The organism is Pluralibacter gergoviae ATCC 33028 = NBRC 105706 (assembly GCF_001598855.1).
Taxonomy (GTDB): domain Bacteria; phylum Pseudomonadota; class Gammaproteobacteria; order Enterobacterales; family Enterobacteriaceae; genus Pluralibacter; species Pluralibacter gergoviae.
Window position 1 is genome coordinate 1 of record NZ_BCZS01000029.1, and the last position, 20,936, is coordinate 20,936.

General features: G+C 61.0%; 20 protein-coding genes. 10 read left to right on the plus strand and 10 right to left on the minus strand.

Annotated elements, in window-relative coordinates:
• Nucleotides 1-175: 175 nt before the first annotated feature.
• From hemG to pepQ, 4 genes are read right to left on the minus strand one after another with little or no spacing between them, the layout of a single operon-like run.
• The gene (gene hemG / locus ENGE1_RS20960) at nucleotides 176-727 is read right to left on the minus strand and encodes a menaquinone-dependent protoporphyrinogen IX dehydrogenase (RefSeq protein WP_043081622.1); all 552 of its coding nucleotides are present in this window, start codon (nucleotides 725-727) and stop codon (nucleotides 176-178) included.
• An 11-nt stretch (nucleotides 728-738) separates the two neighbouring features.
• Nucleotides 739-2,190: a Trk system potassium transporter TrkH gene (trkH, locus tag ENGE1_RS20965; protein ID WP_043081621.1), complete on the minus strand. Its 1,452-nt coding sequence runs from the start codon at nucleotides 2,188-2,190 to the stop codon at nucleotides 739-741.
• 39 nt (nucleotides 2,191-2,229) lie between these two features.
• Nucleotides 2,230-2,844 (minus strand): IMPACT family protein, encoded by a 615-nt coding sequence (locus ENGE1_RS20970; RefSeq protein ID WP_043081620.1) that lies wholly within the window; start codon nucleotides 2,842-2,844, stop codon nucleotides 2,230-2,232.
• On the minus strand, nucleotides 2,844-4,175 hold the full coding sequence (gene pepQ / locus ENGE1_RS20975) for a Xaa-Pro dipeptidase (RefSeq protein WP_045291463.1): 1,332 nt from the start codon (nucleotides 4,173-4,175) through the stop codon (nucleotides 2,844-2,846). The genes ENGE1_RS20970 and pepQ overlap by 1 nt, the downstream gene beginning before the upstream one ends.
• A 188-nt stretch (nucleotides 4,176-4,363) precedes the next feature.
• Here pepQ and fadB point away from each other — a divergent pair, with 188 nt between their 5' ends.
• Nucleotides 4,364-6,553, plus strand: a complete 2,190-nt coding sequence (fadB, locus tag ENGE1_RS20980) for a fatty acid oxidation complex subunit alpha FadB (protein WP_048254860.1) — start codon at nucleotides 4,364-4,366, stop codon at nucleotides 6,551-6,553.
• Nucleotides 6,554-6,562: 9 nt separating this feature from the next.
• Complete coding sequence (gene fadA, locus ENGE1_RS20985) at nucleotides 6,563-7,726, plus strand: acetyl-CoA C-acyltransferase FadA (RefSeq protein ID WP_043081617.1); 1,164 nt, start codon at nucleotides 6,563-6,565, stop codon at nucleotides 7,724-7,726.
• Between the two features lie 193 nt (nucleotides 7,727-7,919).
• On the opposite strand, the gene ENGE1_RS20990 is transcribed toward fadA, so the two are convergent.
• Complete coding sequence (locus tag ENGE1_RS20990) at nucleotides 7,920-8,831, minus strand: LysR family transcriptional regulator (RefSeq protein WP_043081616.1); 912 nt, start codon at nucleotides 8,829-8,831, stop codon at nucleotides 7,920-7,922.
• 114 nt (nucleotides 8,832-8,945) lie between these two features.
• On the opposite strand from ENGE1_RS20990, the gene speB reads away from it, so the two are divergent.
• Genes speB through ENGE1_RS21025 form a run of 7 tightly spaced genes read left to right on the plus strand, consistent with a single transcriptional unit; the run spans nucleotide 8,946 to nucleotide 15,865 of the window.
• The gene (gene speB / locus ENGE1_RS20995; protein ID WP_045289353.1) at nucleotides 8,946-9,896 is read left to right on the plus strand and encodes an agmatinase; all 951 of its coding nucleotides are present in this window, start codon (nucleotides 8,946-8,948) and stop codon (nucleotides 9,894-9,896) included.
• Nucleotides 9,897-9,906: 10 nt separating this feature from the next.
• The gene (locus ENGE1_RS21000; RefSeq protein ID WP_048254859.1) at nucleotides 9,907-10,779 is read left to right on the plus strand and encodes a sugar phosphate isomerase/epimerase family protein; all 873 of its coding nucleotides are present in this window, start codon (nucleotides 9,907-9,909) and stop codon (nucleotides 10,777-10,779) included.
• Complete coding sequence (locus ENGE1_RS21005; protein WP_048254857.1) at nucleotides 10,766-11,851, plus strand: isopenicillin N synthase family dioxygenase; 1,086 nt, start codon at nucleotides 10,766-10,768, stop codon at nucleotides 11,849-11,851. The genes ENGE1_RS21000 and ENGE1_RS21005 overlap by 14 nt, the downstream gene beginning before the upstream one ends.
• Nucleotides 11,851-12,654, plus strand: coding sequence for an ABC transporter substrate-binding protein (locus ENGE1_RS21010; RefSeq protein ID WP_048254855.1), 804 nt, complete (start codon nucleotides 11,851-11,853; stop codon nucleotides 12,652-12,654). Before ENGE1_RS21005 ends, ENGE1_RS21010 begins: the two co-directional genes overlap by 1 nt.
• Before the next feature lie 23 nt (nucleotides 12,655-12,677).
• On the plus strand, nucleotides 12,678-14,198 hold the full coding sequence (locus tag ENGE1_RS21015; protein WP_048254853.1) for an amino acid ABC transporter permease/ATP-binding protein: 1,521 nt from the start codon (nucleotides 12,678-12,680) through the stop codon (nucleotides 14,196-14,198).
• Nucleotides 14,198-14,926 (plus strand): class II aldolase/adducin family protein, encoded by a 729-nt coding sequence (locus tag ENGE1_RS21020; protein ID WP_043081611.1) that lies wholly within the window; start codon nucleotides 14,198-14,200, stop codon nucleotides 14,924-14,926. The genes ENGE1_RS21015 and ENGE1_RS21020 overlap by 1 nt, the downstream gene beginning before the upstream one ends.
• A 6-nt stretch (nucleotides 14,927-14,932) precedes the next feature.
• A complete protein-coding gene (locus tag ENGE1_RS21025) occupies nucleotides 14,933-15,865 on the plus strand; it encodes a 2-hydroxyacid dehydrogenase (RefSeq protein ID WP_043081610.1) in 933 nt (310 codons plus the stop codon).
• Between the two features lie 52 nt (nucleotides 15,866-15,917).
• Here ENGE1_RS21025 and fre read toward each other — a convergent pair whose 3' ends face one another.
• A complete protein-coding gene (gene fre / locus ENGE1_RS21030) occupies nucleotides 15,918-16,619 on the minus strand; it encodes an NAD(P)H-flavin reductase (protein WP_043081609.1) in 702 nt (233 codons plus the stop codon).
• A gap of 42 nt (nucleotides 16,620-16,661) precedes the next feature.
• A complete protein-coding gene (gene ubiD, locus ENGE1_RS21035; RefSeq protein ID WP_371320919.1) occupies nucleotides 16,662-18,158 on the minus strand; it encodes a 4-hydroxy-3-polyprenylbenzoate decarboxylase in 1,497 nt (498 codons plus the stop codon).
• A gap of 155 nt (nucleotides 18,159-18,313) precedes the next feature.
• Here ubiD and rfaH point away from each other — a divergent pair, with 155 nt between their 5' ends.
• On the plus strand, nucleotides 18,314-18,802 hold the full coding sequence (gene rfaH / locus ENGE1_RS21040) for a transcription/translation regulatory transformer protein RfaH (RefSeq protein WP_043081608.1): 489 nt from the start codon (nucleotides 18,314-18,316) through the stop codon (nucleotides 18,800-18,802).
• Here the strand turns inward: rfaH and tatD are convergent.
• The 3 genes from tatD to tatB are packed head-to-tail and all read right to left on the minus strand — an operon-like array spanning nucleotide 18,799 to nucleotide 20,936.
• The gene (tatD, locus tag ENGE1_RS21045) at nucleotides 18,799-19,587 is read right to left on the minus strand and encodes a 3'-5' ssDNA/RNA exonuclease TatD (RefSeq protein WP_048254849.1); all 789 of its coding nucleotides are present in this window, start codon (nucleotides 19,585-19,587) and stop codon (nucleotides 18,799-18,801) included. The genes rfaH and tatD overlap by 4 nt on opposite strands.
• Nucleotides 19,588-19,626: 39 nt before the next feature.
• Nucleotides 19,627-20,397 carry a Sec-independent protein translocase subunit TatC gene (gene tatC / locus ENGE1_RS21050; protein WP_043081606.1) on the minus strand — a complete coding sequence of 257 codons (771 nt, stop codon included), beginning with the start codon at nucleotides 20,395-20,397 and terminating at the stop codon, nucleotides 19,627-19,629.
• A complete protein-coding gene (tatB, locus tag ENGE1_RS21055; RefSeq protein ID WP_048254847.1) occupies nucleotides 20,394-20,936 on the minus strand; it encodes a Sec-independent protein translocase protein TatB in 543 nt (180 codons plus the stop codon). The genes tatC and tatB overlap by 4 nt, the downstream gene beginning before the upstream one ends.

Here is a 20,936-nt window from a genome sequence, read left to right on the forward strand (position 1 = left end):
ATTCAGAGTCAAGCAATTATTTTCGCTTTTCTCTGGCAGAATTTCCGGAGAAACCCTGCTGACCCGGCGGCGTGTTTGCCGTTGTTCCGTGTCAGTGGTGGCGCATTATAGGGAGTTCTCCGGAAGTGACAAGCATAAATTTCAAATAATTTATCGTTCGCTCAAATTAACGTCATTACGCCTGTTTTGACCGCTTTTTGCGCACAAGCTGAGCGATTTCATGGGCATAATTCGCCACCTGCTGCCAGTCGGTGTAGACAACCTCTTTACTGACATCAGTCTCACCGCCGGTCATCTTCATAATCAGGCGGATCATCATCCGATCGTACCAGCGGTAGCGCGGGTAGCGCAGCGCGCCGGCAAAGACGGCGCTCAGCTCCGGCTGCCACGGCGAGTTAAGCAGGAACTTGCGGGTGTAGTTGTTGGTCTGCGGCGTGCGCTTCTCCGGCTTGCGGGCCACCAGGTTGACGGAATAGAACGCGCCCGGCAGCTGCTTAAGGGCCTGCAGATGCTTCTTAATAAAGCGTTCAAGCGCCGGATGAAAATGCCCGTAGCGAATAGAGGCACCAATCACCACCGCACTGTAGTTCTGCCAGCGGATCTCCTCCGCGCGGTGCAGATTCACCGCATCGGCATCCAGCCCCTGCTCTTTTAGCTCGGTCGCCATCGCCGCCGCAATCTCCCGCGTCTGCCCGTCCCGCGTAGAGAAAAGAATTAATACTTTCACAAATGCTCCCGTTATTCGCGCCAGAAAGTAGGGGTGAACAGCACCAGCAGCGTAAACACTTCCAGGCGGCCAAACAGCATATTAGCAATCAGGATCCATTTCGCTACCGGATTCATGCTGGCGAAGTTATCTGCAACAACGCCCAGCCCCGGACCGAGGTTGTTGAGGGTTGCCACCACGGAGGCGAAGGCGGAGAAGTCATCGACGCCGGTGGCGATAATTGCCAGCATACTGATAATAAACACCAGCGCGTAGGCGGAGAAAAAGCCCCACACCGCTTCGAGAATGCGCTCCGGCAGCGCGCGGTTGCCGAGCTTAATGCTGTATACCGCGTTGGGATGGACGAGGCGCTTCAGCTCGCGGTTACCCTGCTTAAACAGCAGCAGGATGCGAATGACCTTCAGGCCGCCGCCGGTTGACCCGGCGCAGCCGCCGATAAACGCCGAGAACAGCAGCAGTACCGGCAGGAACAGCGGCCAGCGGGCGATACTGTCGGTGGTGAATCCCGCTGTAGTCGCCATCGACACCACCTGGAAGAACGCCTGGTTGAGGGTAGTCAGCGCCGAACTGTAAACATCGTGGAACCACAGCACCAGCGTGCAGATGAACACCAGCGTCAGCTGCACGCCGATAAACATGCGGAACTCCGGATCGCGCCCGTACACCTTCAGGCTGCGGCCGCTTAATAACGAAAAGTGCAGACCGTAGTTACAGCCGGAGATCAGCAGGAAGATAGCAATAATGGTGTTGATGGTCGGACTGTCGAAGTAGCCTACGCTGGCATCGTGCGTGGAAAAGCCGCCGATGGAGATCGTCGCAAAGCTGTGGCCGATGGCGTCGAACGCCGGCATCCCGGCAAACCACAGCGCCAGCGCGCAGGCCACGGTGAGCAGGACGTAGATCAGCCAGAGGGTTTTCGCCGTTTCGGCAATGCGCGGGCGCATCTTATTGTCTTTCAGCGGACCGGGCATCTCCGCCCGGTAGAGCTGCATCCCCCCGACGCCGAGGATAGGCAGTATCGCCACCGCCAGCACAATGATCCCCATCCCGCCGAACCACTGCAGCATCTGGCGGTAAAAGAGGATGGCGTGCGGCAGCGAGTCGAGACCCACCAGCGTCGTCGCCCCGGTGGTGGTCAGGCCGGAGAAGGATTCGAAAAAGGCGTCGGTGATCGTCAGATGGGGCTGTTCAGCAAAGATAAACGGCAGCGCCGCTACGCTGCCCAGCACGGTCCAGAACAGCACCACGATCAGAAAGCCTTCGCGCGACTTGAGCTCGCCTTTCTCTCTGCGGTTTGGCCACCACAGCAGGGAGCCAATCGCCAGCGCAACAAAAAAGGTTTGCGTGAACGCCCGGCCGGCACCGTCGCGGTAAATCAGGGCTACCAGCCCAGGTACAATCATGGTCCCGGAAAACAGGATCACCAGCAGTCCGACAATGCGGGTTATGGCACGAAAATGCATCTCTGCCGCTTCCTTTGATAAGCAAACACAAACCGGGGATTATTCGTCAATCCTGCGCAATTGCAACGAACCACGACTAAAATCCGCCAGTTTTGTCGAAAAGGCCGCCAGTTCAGCCTGCGGAAGCGCCACTTTAAGATCGACGGCGGCCTGATATTCACTGCTGATAATTTTGCCGGCGAACTGCGCGAGCAGACTTTCAACGCCCGCCAGCTGTCCGTATTCACACTGCAAAGTATATTCGATTAGCGGCGTCTTGCGCTCGGTGGTCAGCGCGGCCAGCGCCTGATGGACGCCGCCGCCGTAGGCCTTCACCAGTCCGCCGGTGCCCAGCAGCACGCCGCCGTAGTAGCGTACCACCACCGCCGTTATCTCCCCGATGCCGCTGCCCATCAGCTGGGCCAGCATCGGTTTACCGGCGGTGCCCGCCGGCTCGCCGTCATCGGAAAAGCCGAGCTGCTGCGAATCGTCCGGCGCGCCGGCCACCCACGCCACGCAGTGGTGGCGGGCATCCGGATGTTCCGCCCTGACCGCGGCGACGAACGCTTTCGCCGCCTCCACGCCGTCGGTATGCGCCAGCAGCGTGATGAAGCGGCTTTTTTTGATCTCTTCCGTCACGCTCACCGGCGCGGCGGGGATGAGCCAGCTCTCCATCAGGCGAGCTTGAGCGCCCGGGTCATGTTTTCGATGCTGCCGTCGTGGATAACCACATTATCTTCAATGCGGATACCGCCAAACGGCTTCAGCGCCTCAATTTTCTGCCAGTTGAAGTGCTTGCTGAACTGCCCTTCGCGCCACGGCGCCAGCAGCGACTCGATAAAGTAGATCCCCGGCTCAATGGTCAGCACCATGCCCGGCGCCAGTACGCGGGTGCAGCGCAGATAGGGATATTTCGACGGCGCGGCCAGATGAGTCCCGCTATCATCCTGCATAAAGCCCGCCACATCGTGCACCTGCAGGCCCAGCGGATGGCCGAGACCGTGCGGCATAAAGGGTCCGGTAAGGTCGTTCTCTACCATCGCCTCTTCGCTCATGTCGGTGAGGATCTGATGCTTGCGCAGCAGTTTCGCAATGCGCTGATGGAACTGGATGTGGTAATCGACGTAGCTGACGCCCGCCTTTAGCGTATCGATCAGCGCCAGCTGCTCGGTATTGACGTCCTTGACCAGCTGACCGTAATCGCTGTCGGGATTCGCCGCCCAGGTGCGGGTCAGATCGGCGGCATAGCCGTTGTACTCCGCCCCGGCGTCAAGCAGGAAGCTGCGCATCTCGGCGGGCGCGCGGTGATCGAGTTTGGTGTAGTGCAGCACGGCGGCGTGTTCATTGAGCGCCACAATATTGCCGTAGGGAACGTCGATATCGCGATGGCCGGTGGCCGTCAGGTAGGCGAGGTTGATATCGAACTCGCTCATGCCGGACATAAAGGCCTCGCCCGCCGCCTGATGGCCGTTGACCGCCATCTTCTGCGCTTCGCGCATACAGGCCAGCTCGTAATCGGTCTTGTATGAACGGTAAAAGTGCAGGTAGTCGATAACGCCCTTCGGGTTAATGTTGCTGGCCGCAATCTCCAGGCCTAGCGCCCGCTCCGGAACCGGCCCGATATAGGCAATATTGCCGCGCGCGGCGGGCAGCTGGCTGCCGATGCCGTCGGCCTTCGGCAGCGCGATAACCTCAACCTCTTCAGTCCAGAAGGAGGACGGCAGCGGTTCAACGTTGTGCCAGTAATCAACCGGCAGATAGAACCACAGCTTCGGCTTATTGACGCCGTCCACCAGCAGCCAGCAGTTCGGCACCTGGGTGACCGGCACCCAGGCCTTAAACTGCGGGTTCACTTTGAACGGATAGGCGTGATCGTCGAGGAAGACGTTCATCAGCTCGCCGGAGTGGATCAGCAGCGCATCAAGCTTATAGCGATCCAGCGCGTTCTTTGCGCGCTCCTGCAGCGTAGCAATATGATTTTTATAGAGTGCGGCCAGAGATTCCATCTTTTACCCTTCTGTTTTTTGACCATGAACCCCGCATCTTAGCACATCGTCATCCGGGCAGCTTATTTCCGCCGAGCGTGATCCAGGCGGCATTTCCTTAAACAGTAATTTGCATTTTATTAACATAAAATCCACAATCCGTCTCATCTGGTACGACCAGATCACTTTGCTGGATTCAGGAGACTGACATGCTCTACAAAGGCGACACCCTGTACCTCAACTGGCTGGAAGATGGCATTGCCGAACTGGTGTTCGATGCCCCCGGCTCGGTCAATAAATTAGATACCGCAACCGTAGCCAGCCTCGGCCAGGCGCTGGACGTCCTCGAAAAACAACAGGACCTTAAGGGCCTGCTCCTGCGTTCAGAAAAAGCGGCGTTTATCGTCGGCGCGGATATCACCGAATTCCTCGGCCTGTTCCAGGTTCCCCAGGAGCAGCTCAGCCAGTGGCTATCGTTTGCCAATAGCGTTTTTAATCGTCTCGAAGATCTGCCGGTCCCGACCGTTGCCGCCGTAAACGGCTACGCGCTGGGCGGCGGCTGCGAATGCGTGCTGGCCACCGACTATCGGCTGGCAACGCCGGATCTGCGCATCGGCCTGCCGGAAACTAAACTCGGCATCATGCCGGGCTTCGGCGGTTCGGTGCGACTGCCGCGCCTGCTCGGCGCCGACAGCGCGCTGGAGATCATTGCCGCCGGGAAAGACGTCGGCGCCGACCAGGCGCTGAAGCTTGGCCTGGTGGACGGCGTGGTCAAGCCGGAGAAACTGCGCGACGGCGCCATCGCTATCCTGCGCCAGGCTATCGACGGCGCGCTGGACTGGAAAGTCAAACGCCAGCCGAAGCTGGAACCCCTTAAGCTCAGCAAAATTGAAGCCTCCATGAGCTTCACCATCGCCAAAGGCATGGTGATGCAGACAGCGGGCAAGCACTACCCGGCGCCAATCACCGCCGTGAAAACCATTGAGGCCGCCGCCCGTCTGGGTCGCGACGAGGCGCTGAAGCTGGAGAACCAGAGCTTTGTGCCGCTGGCCCACTCTAAAGAAGCCCGCGCGCTGGTCGGCATCTTCCTTAACGACCAGTTTGTGAAGGGCCAGGCGAAAAAGCTGACCAAAAATGTCGATACGCCGAAGCAGGCCGCCGTACTCGGGGCCGGGATCATGGGCGGCGGCATCGCTTACCAGTCCGCCTGGAAAGGCGTGCCGGTGATCATGAAGGATATCAATGATAAATCCCTGACGCTCGGCATGAATGAAGCGGCCAAGCTGCTCAACAAGCAGCTGGAGCGCGGCAAAATTGACGGCCTGAAGCTGGCGGGCGTTATCTCTACCATTCAGCCCACCCTCGAATACAGCGGCTTCGACCGCGTTGACGTGGTGGTTGAGGCGGTGGTCGAAAACCCGAAGGTGAAGAAAGCGGTACTGGCCGAGACCGAAGAGAAGGTCCGCCCGGATACCGTGCTGGCGTCGAATACCTCGACCATTCCGATCGGCGAGCTGGCGAGCGTCCTCAAGCGCCCGGAAAACTTCTGCGGTATGCACTTCTTCAACCCGGTACACCGAATGCCGCTGGTTGAAGTCATTCGCGGCGAGAAAACCTCGGATGAGACCGTTGCCAAAGTGGTGGCCTGGGCCAGCAAAATGGGCAAAACCCCGATCGTGGTTAACGACTGTCCGGGCTTCTTCGTCAACCGCGTGCTGTTCCCCTACTTCGCCGGCTTCAGCCAGCTGCTGCGCGACGGCGCGGACTTCCGCAAGGTCGATAAGGTGATGGAGAAGGTGTTCGGCTGGCCGATGGGCCCGGCCTATCTGCTGGACGTGGTCGGTATCGATACCGCCCACCACGCGCAGGCGGTGATGGCGGCGGGCTTCCCGCAGCGGATGCAGAAAGATTACCGCGATGCCGTGGACGCCCTGTTCGACGCCAGCCGCTTCGGGCAGAAAAACGGCCTCGGCTTCTGGAAATATACCCAGGACAGCAAGGGTAAGCCGAAGAAAGAAGAAGACCCGGCAGTGGATAGCCTGCTGGCTGAAGTCAGTCAGCCGAAGCGCGACTTCAGCGAAGAAGAGATTATCGCCCGCATGATGATCCCGATGGTCAACGAAGTGGTGCGCTGCCTGGAAGAGGGCATTATTGCCAGCCCGGCAGAGGCGGACATGGCGCTGGTCTACGGCCTCGGCTTCCCGCCGTTCCACGGCGGCGCGTTCCGCTGGCTGGATACCCTCGGCAGCGCGAAGTATCTCGACATGGCCCAGCAGTACCAGCAGCTCGGCCCGCTGTACGCGGTGCCGGAAGGCCTGCGCGAAAAAGCGCGCCACAACGACGCATACTATCCCCCGGTTGCGCCCGCCCGTCCGGTGGGCGAGCTGAAAACGGCTTAAGGAGTCACAATGGAACAGGTTGTCATTGTCGATGCAGTTCGTACCCCGATGGGCCGTTCAAAGGGCGGCGCCTTCCGCAACGTGCGCGCGGAGGATCTCTCCGCCCACCTGATGCGCAGTCTGCTGTCGCGCAACCCGGCGCTGGATCCGACCGCCGTCGACGACATCTACTGGGGCTGCGTGCAGCAGACCCTGGAGCAGGGCTTTAACATCGCCCGCAACGCCGCGCTGCTGGCGGAAATTCCGCACTCTGTGCCGGCAGTCACCGTCAACCGCCTGTGCGGCTCGTCGATGCAGGCCCTGCACGACGCCGCCCGCATGATCATGACCGGCGATGCGCAGACCTGCATCGTCGGCGGCGTGGAGCACATGGGCCACGTGCCGATGACCCACGGCGTCGATTTTCATCCGGGCCTGAGCCGCAACGTGGCGAAAGCCGCGGGCATGATGGGCCTGACGGCGGAGATGCTCTCCCGCCTGCACGGCATCAGCCGCGAGATGCAGGACCAGTTTGCCGCCCGCTCTCACGCCCGGGCCTGGGCCGCCACGCAGTCAGGCGCCTTTAAGAATGAAATCATCCCCACCGGCGGTCACGATGCCGACGGCGTGCTGAAGCAGTTTAACTACGATGAAGTGATCCGTCCGGAAACCACGGTTGAAGCGCTTTCAACCCTGCGTCCGGCCTTCGATCCGGTCACCGGCACGGTGACAGCGGGCACCTCCTCTGCCCTCTCCGACGGCGCGTCGGCGATGCTGGTGATGAGCGAAAGCCGCGCCCGCGAACTGGGCCTGACGCCGCGCGCCCGCATCCGCTCGATGGCGGTGGTCGGCTGCGATCCGTCAATCATGGGCTACGGCCCGGTGCCGGCCTCGAAGCTGGCGCTGAAGAAGGCCGGACTCGCCGCCAGCGACATCGATCTGTTTGAGATGAACGAGGCCTTTGCCGCGCAGATCCTGCCGTGCATTAAGGATCTCGGCCTGATGGAGCAGATCGACGAGAAGATCAACCTCAACGGCGGCGCCATTGCGCTGGGCCACCCGCTCGGCTGCTCCGGCACCCGCATCAGCACCACCCTGCTGAACCTGATGGAGCGCAAAGACGCCCAGCTTGGCCTGGCAACCATGTGCATCGGACTGGGCCAGGGCATCGCGACGGTGTTTGAGCGAGTTTAAGTGAAAGAATATTTCCCCTAAGCCATTTGCGCTGTATCGCGGCGGCAACTGAGCGAATCCCCGGGAGCATAGTTAACTATGTGACCGGGGTGAGCGAAGGCAGCCAACAAAGAGACAGCGCGAAGGGCGACGGGGAAAAATTTAGTTGCCGTTCTTCCCGCCTGTCAGGGGCGGGTTTTTTACTTCTTCTCCCTCAAAACGTCCACTTCGGCCTCGCCACCGTATTCTTCTTCAGCAAATCGCGCAGCGCTTTCAGGTAAGGCTCGTTGCTTCGCCCGCGCCTGCAAATCGCCGAAAACGGCGACTGAAAACCAAACTCGTTAGGCAGCAGCACCCGCAGGCGGTTCTCCCTGATCCACGGCCAGGCGTAGTGCTCCGGCAGATAGCCAATGTACTTCCCGGAAAGGATCAGCAACAGCTGGGCATCCACCGTCTCTACGGTCGCGCTGCCTTTATTAAAGCCCCGGCGGCGCAGATCGCTGGTGTTCCAGTAGCTGCGCGTCACCAGCGGGCGCTGGCTGATCTGATCTTTATCCAGCTGGCGGCTGAAAAACAGCGGATGCAGATCGCTGCAGTAGAGCCAGTGCTGCTCGCGGTAGAGCGGCTCATTAATGATGTTATGCACCCGGGAGTTATAGCTGCCGATGGCGAGGTCGATCTGGTTATTCAGCACGCCGTGCAGCTGCTCGCTGGGCGTGCGGATAATCAGCTTGATGTGGACGTTAGGAAACTTGTCGCTGAAGCTGCGCAGCACCACCGGCAGCGACAGGGCGGTTTCCGTTTCGATGGAGTCGAGGGTCGAGATACAGATCGTGCCGCTGTGCTCGCCCTTGAGCAGCGCCGACTGGCGCTCAAGCTCGTTGAGTTCGCTCAGCACGCGGATCGTCTGCTGTAAAAACTGCTGCCCCTTCTCGGTCAGGAAGAAGCCGCCCCGCCCGCGCTGGCAGAGCACAAACCCCAGCTGCCCCTCCAGCTGCGACATGGCATTGCTGATCGCCGACACAGAGATGCCGAGCTCCTGCTGGGCGCGGCCGTAGCTCTCCAGGCGGGCGACCGCTTCGAAGATCTGCAGCTGGCGGATGTTGAGGCTGGAATCGTTAAGCATGGCGTTTAGTTCACTAATAGATGAACTGAGTATTTGCAGAAGGCGATTTAAAGTCCAGCGCAATTTTCACACACTCCCTCCTGTCGAGTTTGTTCATATGATTCAGGAGCCGCGATGGATACCGTCTTTCACCAGCCGCAGGGCGGCAATGAGATGCCGCGCTTTGCCGGACGCGCAACGATGATGCGCCTGCCTTTTATTGAAGATTTACAGGGTCTTGATGCCGCCTTTGTCGGTATTCCATTAGACGTGGGCACCTCACAGCGCGCCGGAACCCGCTACGGGCCGCGCCATATCCGCGCCGAATCGGTGATGATCCGCCCTTACAATATGGCAACGGGCGCGGCGCCGTTTGATTCCCTCTCGGTGGCCGACATCGGCGATGTGCCGATCAATACCTACAGCCTGCTTAAATCGGTGCAGATCATCGAAGATTACTACACCCGATTGAATAGTTTCCCGCTCATTCCCCTGACCCTCGGGGGCGATCACACCCTGACCCTGCCCGTGCTGCGGGCGCTGACCAAAAAACATGGCCCGGTGGGACTCATTCACGTTGACGCCCACACCGACACTAACGACGAGATGTTCGGCGAAAAGATCGCCCACGGCACTACCTTCCGCCGCGCGGTGGAAGAGGGCCTGCTGGATCTCAGGCGCGTCGTGCAGATAGGCCAGCGCGCGCAGGGCTATGCCGCCGGCGACTTCCAGTGGGGCGTTGACCAGGGCTTTCGCCTGGTGCAGGCGGAGCAGTGCTGGCACAGATCGCTGGCGCCGCTGATGGCGGAAGTCCGCGCGCAAATGGGCGACGGGCCGGTTTACCTCAGCTTCGATATCGACAGCCTCGATCCGGTCTGGGCGCCGGGCACCGGCACGCCGGAAGTCGGCGGCCTGACCTCCGTACAGGCGCTGGAAGTGGTGCGCGGCTGCCGGGGACTGAACCTGATTGGCTGCGACCTGGTGGAAGTCTCACCGCCCTACGATATCAGCGGCAATACCTCCCAGCTGGCGGCCAACCTGCTGTACGAAATGCTCTGCGTGCTGCCGGGCGTGAAATACGAATAGGGATCCGGCGATGGAACTGAAGCTTTTTCGCACCCTGTGGGGCGTCACTGCGCCCTGGACGCAGACGGTCAGCGAGCTGCGGGAGGCCGGCTGCTGCGGCATTGAGGCCCGCGTGCCGCACACCGTTGAAGAGCAGCAGGATCTGGCGCGCCGCCTGCAGACGTCTGCGCTGGAGTATATCGCCATCGTGTTTAGCGGCGGCGGCGTGATCCCCGCCCAGCGCGAAATGCCGGAACAGCACCTGGCGCGCCTGCGCGAGCGGTTTGAGGCGGCGAAAAAACTCAATCCTCGCTTCGTCAATCTGCTGGCAGGCAATGACCGCTGGCCGCTGGCGCAGCAGGTTGACTTCCTCGGCCGGGCGCACGAACTGGCCCAGCAGTACGGGCTTATCTGCAGTTTTGAAACTCATCGCGCCACGTCGCTCTACAGCCCGTGGCTGACGCTGGAAATCATTGCCCAGCTTCCGCAGCTGCGCTTCACCGCCGACATCAGCCACTGGATCCTGGTGAGCGAACGCCTGCTGAACGATCCCTGCGACGACTTCAGCCCCTTTATCGATCGCGTCCACCATATTCAGGCGCGGGTCGGCTATGACCAGGGGCCGCAGGTGCCCCATCCGGCGGCGCCGGAATATCGGGCGGCCCTGGCGTTTCAACAGCAGTTTTGGCAGCAAATCTGGCAGTCGCAGCGAGAGCGCGGCTACCGGCAGACCACGCTGACGCCGGAGTTCGGTCCCGACGGCTACCTGCATCATCTGCCGTTTACCAACGTTCCCGTTGCCGATCTGTGGTCGCTGAACGCCTGGATGGCGCGGCAGGAAGCGCTGCATTTTGACCAGTTTTCATCGCAATCAGGAGAGGAAAACCGCAATGATCCGAGTTAAGAGCGCATTTACTGAACTGCCCACTATTGATGTCAGCGGCCTGACCAGCGCGGACATCGCCAGCCGCCAGGCGGTCGCCGATGCCATCGGTAACGCCTCGCGCGAAGTGGGATTCTTTTATATCACCGGGCACGGCGTGGCGCCGGAACTGATTGACGGCGTGCGGGCGGCGGCGAAAAGCCTCTTTGCCCTGCCGATGGCAGAGAAGATGGCGTACTACATCGGCCACTCCCGAAGCCACAAGGGCTACGTGCCCGAAGGCGAAGAGATCTACGGCTCCGGCAGACCCGACCATAAAGAAGCCTTTGATATCGGCTTCCAGGCACCGGACGATCACCCTTTCGTACTGGCGAATACGCCGCTGATTGGCGCCAACGAGTGGCCGGAACTGGCGGAATTTAAAAGCCGGGTAATGGCCTACTATGATGCGGTTTTTGCCCTGGGGCACCGCCTGTTCGACGCCTTCGCGCTGGCCCTGGGACTGCCAGAGGGCTATTTCAAGTCGATGGTCACCTGCCCACCGTCAAAGCTGCGCCTGATCCACTATCCGTTCGACGCCAGCGCTGAAGATGTCCCCGGCATTGGCGCGCACACCGACTATGAGTGCTTTACGCTGCTGCTGGCCGACCAGCCCGGCCTTGAGGTGCTCAATGAAGAGAGCGTCTGGATAGACGCCCCACCGCAGCGCGGCCCCGCCGGCGAAGAGGCTTTCGTGATTAATATCGGCGATATGCTGGAAGTGCTCAGCGCCGGCGCCTTTGTCGCCACCGCGCACCGGGTACGCAAAGTGCCGCAGGAGCGCTACTCCTTCCCGCTGTTTTTTGCCTGCGATTACCACACCCTGATCCGCCCGCTGCCGCACTTCCTGAGCGCTGGCGAAGCCAGCGAATATCAGGCGCTGAGCATCGGAGAGCACATGTGGAGCCAGGCGCTGCAGACCTACCGCTACCTGCGCGAAAAAGTCGCCACCGGCGAGCTTCAGCTCCCGGCCCGCGCCCGCGGAACCAATACCTTCGGACATTTAAAAAAGCAGGCGCAGCAGCAGGCCGCCGGCAAAGAGGAGAGTGCATAATGACAAGCAAAATCAATAAAATCCTGCGGCGCGCGGCGCTTGCGGTCGCCCTTTCAGGCTGCGTCAGCGCCGCCGCCGGCGCCGCGCCCCTGCTGACGCCCGGCGTCTTCAAAGTCGGCATGGAGGTCACCTACCCGCCTTTTGAGTCCTATGACAGCAGCAACAATATTGTCGGTCTCGATCCGGACTTTGCCGCGCTGATCGCCGCGCACATGAACGCCAAACCGCAGCTGATTGATACCAAATTTACCAGCCTGATATTAGGCGTCGGTAAAAAGTACGATGCGGTTATTTCCGGCATGTACATCACGCCCGAGCGGCTTAAACAGGTCGACGCCGTCCCCTACGTGCTTTCCGGCGCGTCGATTATTGCCCTGAAGGGCAGCGATATTCAGCCAAAAACGGAAAACGATCTCTGCGGCGTGAAAGTCGGCCTGCAGCAGGGAACCTCCTGGGTAGCCAGCCTGAAGGCGCTGTCGGACGACTACTGCCTGAAAAACGGCAAGGCAGCCATCAGTATCCAGGAGTTCCCCACCGCGCCGGAGGTCTCTCAGGCGCTGATCTCCCGCAACATTAATGCCCAGGTAGAGATCGCGCCGGCGGCAAAAATGATTGTCGAGAAAAGCCGCGGTCGCCTGGCGATCAGTTCCACGCGGCTGGTCTATCCGATGCCGCTGGGCATTTATATCCGTAAAGGGAACAGCGAGCTGGCTGACGCCATTAAGGCCGCCCTCGCAGAGATGAAGACGAACGGAAAATATGCCGCGCTCATCAAGAAATACGGTTTAGAGAGCATCGACTAATACAAGAATTAGCAGGAGTCGCTATGACGTTCGATTGGGGATACTTTTTCTCGCTATTTAGCATTGGCGCATTCTGGCAGGCGTGTCTGACGGTGATTATCGTCAGCACACTCTCCTGGTTTATTGGTCTGGTTGTCGGCTTTATTCTGGCCAGCGCGAAGCTCTCCGCCCCGCGCTGGCTGAGGATCCCCGTCGAACTCTATATCTGGTTTTTTCGCAGCGTCCCGCTGATGGTGCTGCTGGTTTTTGTCTACAATCTGCCCCAGCTTTTTCCGGCTACCCAGCCGCTGCTGGGGGTGCCGTTTATCGCCGGACTGGTATCCATGACCGTCACCGAAGCGGCCTATATGGCAGAGATCCACCGCGGCGGCCTGCTCTCCGTCGCTAAAGGGCAGAGCGAGGCCGGGCACGCCCTGAGCCTGAGCTTTGTCGGCATCCAGCGCTTAATCATTATTCCCCAGGCGTTTCGCATCTCGCTGCCGACGCTGATTAATGAATACATCACCATCATCAAGCTCAGCTCGATTCTGTCGGTGATTTCGCTCCCGGAGTTGCTGCTCACCGGCCAGCGCCTGTACGCGCAGAACTTTCTGGTGATGGAGACGCTGCTGGCGGTGGCGATTTATTACGTGGCCATCGTGACCGTTTTCTCCTGGCTGTTCCGCTGGCTGGAGAACCGTCTCGATATCCAGCGCAGGCCGCCGCAGACCCTGAGCGACAGCGAGTGTGCCGCGCTGCGTCCGGCGCTGGCAGCCGCGCCGCTGACGCCCGCCGTGCAAACCGCCAGCGGCAGCCCGCCGGCGCTCGATCTGCGCGATATCCGCAAAAGCTGGAGCCAGCATCAGGTGCTGAAGGGCATTAACCTGCGGATAGAAAACGGCGAAGTGCTGAGCATTATCGGCCCCTCTGGTTCAGGGAAAACCACGCTTATCCGCACCATCAACGCCCTTGAACAGATAGACGGCGGCGAAATCATTCTCTATGGCGAAGACTATCTCAAGGGCGGCGCCATTATTGATAGGCCGCAGATGCGCGCCGGCGTGCGCCGCATCGGCATGGTGTTCCAGAGTTTTAACCTGTTCCCGCACCGCACGGTGCTCGATAACGTGATGCTCGCTCCGCGCTACCATAGGCTGCTCGACGGGCCTGCGGCAAAGGCGCTGGCGCTGAGTCTGCTCGACAGAGTCGGCCTGCTGGCGCACGCGCACAAATACCCCGGCCAGCTCTCCGGCGGCCAGCAGCAGCGCGTCGCTATCGCCAGGGCCCTGGCGCTGAAGCCGGATATCATGCTGTTTGATGAGCCCACCTCGGCGCTCGATCCCGAGCTGGTCAGCGAAGTATTAAAAGTGATCCAGTCCCTTGCCAGAGAGGGGATGACGATGCTTATCGTCACCCACGAGATGGACTTCGCCCTCTCTATCTCAGACCGGGTGGTGATGATGGAAAACGGCGTTGTCCAGTGCGACGCCGCGCCGGCGGTGATCCGCAGCCACATCACCTCCCCGTCGCTTACCCGCCTTCGTGAATTTATGGGAGTCTCCTGATGGCTACTGAACGTGAGCTACGTCTCGATCTGGCCGCCGCCTACCGTCTGGCGGCGCTGTTTGGCTGGGAAGATACGCTCTACACCCACTTCTCCGCGCGCCTGCCCGGCGACGGAGAACCGCGCTTTCTGATTAACCCCTTCGGCATGATGTTCGATGAGGTGACCGCCAGCAACCTGATCGTCGTCGATATGCAGGGGAACGTCGTCGAGGGCAGCGCCCCGGCCAATTCGGCGGGGTTCACGATCCACAGCGCGGTCCACATGGCCCGGGAGGATGCCCACTGCGTGCTCCACACCCACACGCTGCCCGGCATGGCGGTAGCCGCCTGCGAAGAGGGACTGCTGCAGCTTAACCAGATCAGCACCGAGTTTTACCAGCGCGTCGGCTATCACCCGTATGAAGGCGTAGCGTTCGATCTCGACGAACGCGAGCGCATCCAGCGGTCGCTGGGCGACAACATCGCCCTGATCCTGCAAAGCCACGGCCTGCTCTCGGTGGGCCGCACCGTGGCCGATGCCTTCTGCATCATGTACTACCTCAATCGCGCCTGTGAAATTCAGCTGGCGGTGGCGCAGCTGGCGGCGCTCGGCGGGGTTTGCACGATCCCGCCGCACCTCAGCCAGCACGCCTGCGAACAGCTGATGGGCGTCGAGCACGAGCGCCAGCAGGTCTGGCAGGCGTGGCTGCGGCGGCTGAACCGTATTGATACTTCATGGCAGGAGTGAGGCGCGATGGCCGAATTAACGATAGTCGTGGACTGTAATGATGCCGCGGTGGCGGACGAGCTATGCCACGCGCTGGCGCAATTCTCCGGCGTCAGGGCTGTGCTGCCCGGCCACCCGGCCGCCGCCGGGGCGGCATATGCCTGCTGCTGGTATCCCGACCCGGCGCTGCTGCAGCGCACGCCGGGCCTGAAGCTGATCATGGCCGCCGGAGCCGGCGTCGATCATCTGCCGGAGAGCCTGTTCCGCAGCGATATTCCGCTGTGCCGGGTGGCGGACGGCAACCTGCGCCACGGCATGTTTGAGTACGCGCTGTGGGGCGTGCTCTGGTTTCAGCGCTATTTTGACCGCGCCCGGGCGCACCAGCAGCGGTGCGAATGGAAAATATACCCGCAGCGGGCCGCCGCCGACTTTCGCGTCGGGGTGATGGGGCTGGGCGACATCGGCAGCTACATCGCAGCCCAGCTTGCGGCGCTGGGCTATCAGGTTTCAGGCTGGTCGCGCAGCCAAAAGACGCTGGAAGGCGTGGCGTGCAGCGCGGGCGCGGCGGAGCTGAACGCCTTTTTACGGCCGCTTGATGCGGTGATTAACGTCCTGCCGCTGACCGCGCAGACGCGCGGGATCCTCGCCAGGCCTCTGCTGGAGCAGCTGCCGGACGGCGCCGGGCTCATCAACTGCGGGCGCGGAGAGCACATGATTGCAGAGGATATTCTGCAGGCCCTCGATAGCGGACGCCTGGCGGGCGCCGTGCTCGACGTCTTTCCCGAAGAGCCGCTGCCGGCCGACGACAGGCTGTGGCGGCATCCGCAGGTGGTGGTGACGCCGCATATGGCCTCCACGGCGCCGCCGGTCGTCGTCGCCCGCCAGCTGATGGAAAACATCGTGCGCCAGCAGAGCGGGCGACCGCTGAAAAATGAAGTGCAAAAAGAGGCGGGTTACTGATAATCAAAGCGCCGGCCCGCGGGCCGGCGCTGATGTCGGGAAATGAGCCTAATCAGATAAACGCAAACGCATCGCCGAACAGCCTGTCTTCGCGGGCATTGCGCTCGTTGCAGAACAGGTCGCGGGCAATTTTAGCCATCTCGAAGCGTCCGGCAATGTAGATATCGTGTTCAGCCAGCGTGCCGTAGTCCTGCAGTACGGCCGTCAGCACCGTCCCGCTGCGGCCTCGCCAGCCCTCTTCCGGCTGTTCAACCACCGGCTCGATGCGCAGATTAGGATGCGTAACGGAGAGCGCCTCCAGCTCGGCCAGATCGTAGAGATGCTTCTCTTCCCGGCCGCCCCAGTAGATGGTGATATCGCGGTTGGCGTCCTGCGCCAGGGCGGCAAGCAGGATGGAGCGCACGTACGAAAAGCCTGTGCCACCGGCGATCAGCACCATCGGACGGGTTGAATCATCGCGCAGCCAGGCCTCGCCGTGCGGCATATCGACCACGATTTGCCGCTCTTTCAGGATGCGGTCCATCACGGCCATCGCATACAGATTCAGCTCAGAGGCGCCGATGTGCAGCTCAATGAACTGCTGCTCATCCGGCGTAGAGGCCATGGAGAACGGACGCTTATCGCGCTCGTCCATCACCACCATCAGGTACTGGCCTGCGCGGAAGGTGAACGCCGCTTCAGGCTCTAAACGAACGCGATATACCGTGTCGGTGATAGCATCTACCGAAGTGACTTTACAGCTTAAGGTTGTCATACGCTCCCTCTGTCGGGTCTAAAAGGCAAACACGGCTGCGCGTCAGGCGCTTTTACCGTCGCTAAAAATAGCCAGCTCATCCCAGATGGCGTCAATTCTTGCCGTCACCGCGGGATCTTTTTTAATCGGTCGGCCCCACTCGCGCTGGGTCTCGCCGGGCCATTTGTTGGTGGCATCCAGCCCCATTTTCGAGCCGAGTCCGGAAACCGGCGACGCGAAGTCCAGATAGTCGATTGGCGTATTCTCCACCAACACCGTATCACGAGCGGGGTCCATCCGGGTAGTGATCGCCCAGATTACGTCATTCCAGTCGCGGGCGTTGACGTCATCATCGCAGACGATAACGAACTTGGTGTACATAAACTGCCGCAGGAAAGACCAGACGCCCATCATCACGCGCTTGGCGTGGCCGGCGTACTGTTTCTTCATCGTCACCACCGCCAGCCGGTAGGAGCAGCCCTCCGGCGGCAGATAGAAGTCGACAATCTCCGGAAACTGCTTCTGCAGGATAGGCACGAACACTTCGTTGAGCGCGACGCCCAGTACGGCGGGCTCATCCGGCGGACGGCCGGTGTAGGTGGAGTGGTAGATAGCGTCTTCCCGGCGGGTAATGTGGGTGACGGTAAAGACCGGGAAGCTGTCGACTTCGTTGTAGTAGCCGGTATGGTCGCCGTACGGGCCTTCCGGCGCCGTTTCGCCCGGCTCAATGTAGCCCTCCAGCACGATCTCCGCGCTGGCGGGGACTTCCAGATCGTTGGAGAGGCACTTCACCACTTCGGTTTTGGTGCCGCGCAGCAGCCCGGCGAAGGCGTATTCCGAGAGCGTGTCCGGCACCGGCGTCACCGCGCCGAGGATGGTCGCCGGATCGGCGCCCAGCGCCACGGAGACCGGGAAGCGCTCGCCGGGATGGGCCGCGCACCACTCCTGAAAATCCAGCGCCCCGCCGCGGTGGGAGAGCCAGCGCATAATCAGCTTATTCTTGCCAATCCGCTGCTGGCGATAGATGCCGAGGTTCTGCCGCTCCTTATGCGGGCCGCGGGTCACCGTCAGCCCCCAGGTGATCAGCGGCGCGGCATCTTCCGGCCAGCAGGTCATGATAGGGATCTGCGTTAAATCGACGGCATCGCCGCTGATGACCTTCTGCTGGCAGGGGGCGCTGCGCTGACGTTTAGTCGGCATATTCAGCACCTGCTTAAACTGCGGCAGCTTGTCAAACAGATCGCGAAAGCCCTTCGGCGGCTCCGGCTCTTTCAAAAACGCCAGCAGCTTACCCACTTCACGCAGCGCGCTGACGTCCTCCTGGCCCATACCCAGCGCCACGCGCCGCGGCGTGCCGAACAGGTTGCACAGCACCGGCATGTCATAACCCTTCGGGTTTTCAAACAGCAGCGCCGGGCCGCCCGCGCGCAGCGTGCGATCGGCAATTTCGGTAATTTCCAGGTGGGGGTCAACCGGCAGGGAGATCCGCTTGAGTTCGCCCTGCTGTTCCAGCTGTGTCAGAAAGTCGCGCAAATCATGATATTTCATCGGGTCGGTCATGGCCTCTGTGTAAGCGCCTCATTATACGGTTTTACGCCGTTGGATGCTGCAGTTTTGTTAAATTGGCGTGAACCCCAAAAAGTAATAGGCATAATCCTTTTCGCTATCACGCCGCCTTTTGCTATGATCTCTTAGGAATTATGGAAAGAGCGATTATGCAAGCCTGGTATCTACTTTACTGCAAACGCGGTCAGCTTCAGCGGGCCATGGAACACCTTGAGCGCCAGGATGTTAACTGTCTTGCGCCGACTATCGCCCTGGAAAAAATCGTCCGCGGAAAGCGAACCACCGTCAGCGAGCCGCTTTTCCCCAATTACCTGTTCGTTGAGTTCGATCCGGAAATTATCCATACCACCACCATCAGCGCGACGCGCGGCGTCAACAATTTCGTCCGCTTCGGCAATTTGCCCGCAACCGTGCCCTCGAAGGTAATTCATCAGCTCTCGGTCTGCACGCCGGAAGATATCACCGATCCCGATACGCCCTACTCCGGCGACAGCGTGGTGATCACCGACGGCGCGTTTGAAGGGCTGGAAGCCATCTTCACCGAGCCGGACGGCGAAGCGCGCTCAATGCTGCTGCTGACGCTGCTCAACAAGCAGGTGCTGCAGAGCGTCAAAAACACCGAGTTTCGCAAGGTCTAATCCCCAAAGTCGATACCGAACAGCCGCCGCGCATTGTCGTCGGTTCTCCTCGCCAGCGCTTCCGCGTCTTCCGCGCGCCACTGCGCAATGCGCCCGGCAATGTGCGGCAAATGCGCGGGCTCATTGCGCCGGGAAGCGGGCTTCGGCGTGAGGTCGCGCGGCAGCAGCCACGGCGCATCGGTCTCAATCAGCAGCCTGTCGGCCGGGATCAGCGGCAGCAGCTCGCGCAGCTCAACGCCGCGCCGCTCGTCGCACACCCAGCCGGTAATGCCGATGTACAGGCCGTGCGCCAGACACGCTTCCAGTTCGTCGCGCGTGCCGGTAAAGCAGTGTACGACCGCCCCGGGCAGCTTATCGAGCCACGGCGCCAGCAGCGCAATAAAGCGTTGGTGGGCATCGCGGCAGTGGAGAAAGACCGGCAGGTTCAGTTCCGCGGCCAGCGCCAGCTGGGCGCTGAAGGCCTGCTCCTGCGCCTGCGGCGTGGAGTAGTTGCGGTTGAAATCAAGGCCGCACTCGCCGATTGCCACCACTTCCGGCCGCGCCGCCAGCCGCCTGACGGCCTCCGCCACCTCCGACGTCCAGCTGCTGGCGTCGTGGGGATGCACGCCCGCCGTTGCCCAGCAGCTGTCATAGCGCTGCGCCAGTTCGGCGGCGGCTTCGCTTTCTGCCTGATTGGTGCCGGTTATCAGCAGACCGCTGACGCCCGCCGCAAAGGCGCGGGCAACCACCTCATCGCGATCGCGGGCAAACTGCGAACTGGTCAGGTTAACGCCGATATCAAACATGCTGTCCCCCATAGAACAACCGCCCTTGCGGGCGGTCAATTATTCAGCTGATTCACTCTCTTCGGCGGCGGCGTCTTCGTCGCGCGTCCGCCGCTTGCCGGTGTAGAAGCGGGAGAAGAAGATCCCTACCTCAAACAGGCAGTACATCGGAATTGCGAGCAGCGTCTGCGAGAAGATGTCAGGCGGCGTTAACAGCATGCCGACAACGAAAGCGCCGACCAGCACGTAGGGGCGCTTCTTACGCAGATCTTCCGGCGTGGTGACGCCGACCCAGCACAGCAGCACGATAGCCACCGGCACCTCAAAGGAGACGCCGAAGGCCATGAACAGCGCCATCACGAAGTCGAGGTAGCTGCGGATATCGGTGGAGACCTGCACGCCAATGGGCGCCGTGTGGGTCAGGAAGCCAAACGCCAGCGGGAAGACCACGAAGTAGGCGAAGGCCATGCCGATGTAAAAAAGCAGCGTGCTGGAGACCAGCAGCGGCACCACCAGGCGACGCTCGTGCTTGTAGAGCGCGGGGGCAATAAAGGCCCACACCTGATAGAGGATCACCGGCGCCGAAAGGATCACCGAGACCATAAAGGTCAGCTTAATCGGCGTGAAGAACGGCGACGCCACGTCAGTGGCAATCATCGTTGCGCCGGTAGGCATCTGGCTAATTAGCGGGTGGGAAACCAGCTGATAAATATCGTTGGCGAAGTAGACCAACGCCAGAAAAATGACAAATACCGCGATAATGCAGTTGATGAGGCGCTTGCGCAGCTCTATCAGGTGCGAAATCAGCGGCTGGGTATCTTCTACGCTCATGACCGGGGTTTATCGCTGGTTGCGGGAGAGGATTCAGAAACCGGTGCCGCAGGGGCAGGCTCTACGTTGGCCGGTGCTTCAGGCGCCTGCGGCCGTGCATTTACCGGTGCCTCAGGCGCCTGCGGTTCAGCGCTGGCCTGATGTTCGGCGCTAACCGGGGTTACGCCTTCACGCGCCGTCTCGCTGCCCTTCACCACCGGATTATGAATGGTGTTGGCCTCATCGCTGGCGCGCTCCGGGTCGTGCTGGACGTAAGAGCGCTTCATCGACTCGGCGGCTTCGCGCAGTTCGTCCATTGACTCCTTCAGCTCTGGCGTCAGGTTATTGAGGCTGGCCTTTTCGACCTTTTTCAGGCTGTCCTGAAACTCCTGCAGCTTCAGCTCCTGCGCCAGCTCATTTTGCACCGTAGTGGCCATCGAGCGTATCGCCCGGATCCAGCCCACCACCGTTTTTACCGCAACCGGCAAACGCTTCGGCCCGAGGACGACGAGGCCGATAATGAACACCAGCAGCAGTTCACTGAAACCAATATCAAACAC

What these genes read in the sequence shown, in the direction of transcription:
- trkH (WP_043081621.1), bottom strand. Translation starts at nt 2,190, where the DNA reads ATGCATTTTCGTGCCATAACCCGCATTGTCGGACTGCTGGTGATCCTG.
- ENGE1_RS20970 (WP_043081620.1), bottom strand. Translation starts at nt 2,844, where the DNA reads ATGGAGAGCTGGCTCATCCCCGCCGCGCCGGTGAGCGTGACGGAAGAG.
- pepQ (WP_045291463.1), bottom strand. Translation starts at nt 4,175, where the DNA reads ATGGAATCTCTGGCCGCACTCTATAAAAATCATATTGCTACGCTGCAG.
- fadB (WP_048254860.1), top strand. Translation starts at nt 4,364, where the DNA reads ATGCTCTACAAAGGCGACACCCTGTACCTCAACTGGCTGGAAGATGGC.
- fadA (WP_043081617.1), top strand. Translation starts at nt 6,563, where the DNA reads ATGGAACAGGTTGTCATTGTCGATGCAGTTCGTACCCCGATGGGCCGT.
- ENGE1_RS20990 (WP_043081616.1), bottom strand. Translation starts at nt 8,831, where the DNA reads ATGCTTAACGATTCCAGCCTCAACATCCGCCAGCTGCAGATCTTCGAA.
- speB (WP_045289353.1), top strand. Translation starts at nt 8,946, where the DNA reads ATGGATACCGTCTTTCACCAGCCGCAGGGCGGCAATGAGATGCCGCGC.
- ENGE1_RS21000 (WP_048254859.1), top strand. Translation starts at nt 9,907, where the DNA reads ATGGAACTGAAGCTTTTTCGCACCCTGTGGGGCGTCACTGCGCCCTGG.
- ENGE1_RS21005 (WP_048254857.1), top strand. Translation starts at nt 10,766, where the DNA reads ATGATCCGAGTTAAGAGCGCATTTACTGAACTGCCCACTATTGATGTC.
- ENGE1_RS21010 (WP_048254855.1), top strand. Translation starts at nt 11,851, where the DNA reads ATGACAAGCAAAATCAATAAAATCCTGCGGCGCGCGGCGCTTGCGGTC.
- ENGE1_RS21015 (WP_048254853.1), top strand. Translation starts at nt 12,678, where the DNA reads ATGACGTTCGATTGGGGATACTTTTTCTCGCTATTTAGCATTGGCGCA.
- ENGE1_RS21020 (WP_043081611.1), top strand. Translation starts at nt 14,198, where the DNA reads ATGGCTACTGAACGTGAGCTACGTCTCGATCTGGCCGCCGCCTACCGT.
- ENGE1_RS21025 (WP_043081610.1), top strand. Translation starts at nt 14,933, where the DNA reads ATGGCCGAATTAACGATAGTCGTGGACTGTAATGATGCCGCGGTGGCG.
- fre (WP_043081609.1), bottom strand. Translation starts at nt 16,619, where the DNA reads ATGACAACCTTAAGCTGTAAAGTCACTTCGGTAGATGCTATCACCGAC.
- ubiD (WP_371320919.1), bottom strand. Translation starts at nt 18,158, where the DNA reads ATGACCGACCCGATGAAATATCATGATTTGCGCGACTTTCTGACACAG.
- rfaH (WP_043081608.1), top strand. Translation starts at nt 18,314, where the DNA reads ATGCAAGCCTGGTATCTACTTTACTGCAAACGCGGTCAGCTTCAGCGG.
- tatD (WP_048254849.1), bottom strand. Translation starts at nt 19,587, where the DNA reads ATGTTTGATATCGGCGTTAACCTGACCAGTTCGCAGTTTGCCCGCGAT.
- tatC (WP_043081606.1), bottom strand. Translation starts at nt 20,397, where the DNA reads ATGAGCGTAGAAGATACCCAGCCGCTGATTTCGCACCTGATAGAGCTG.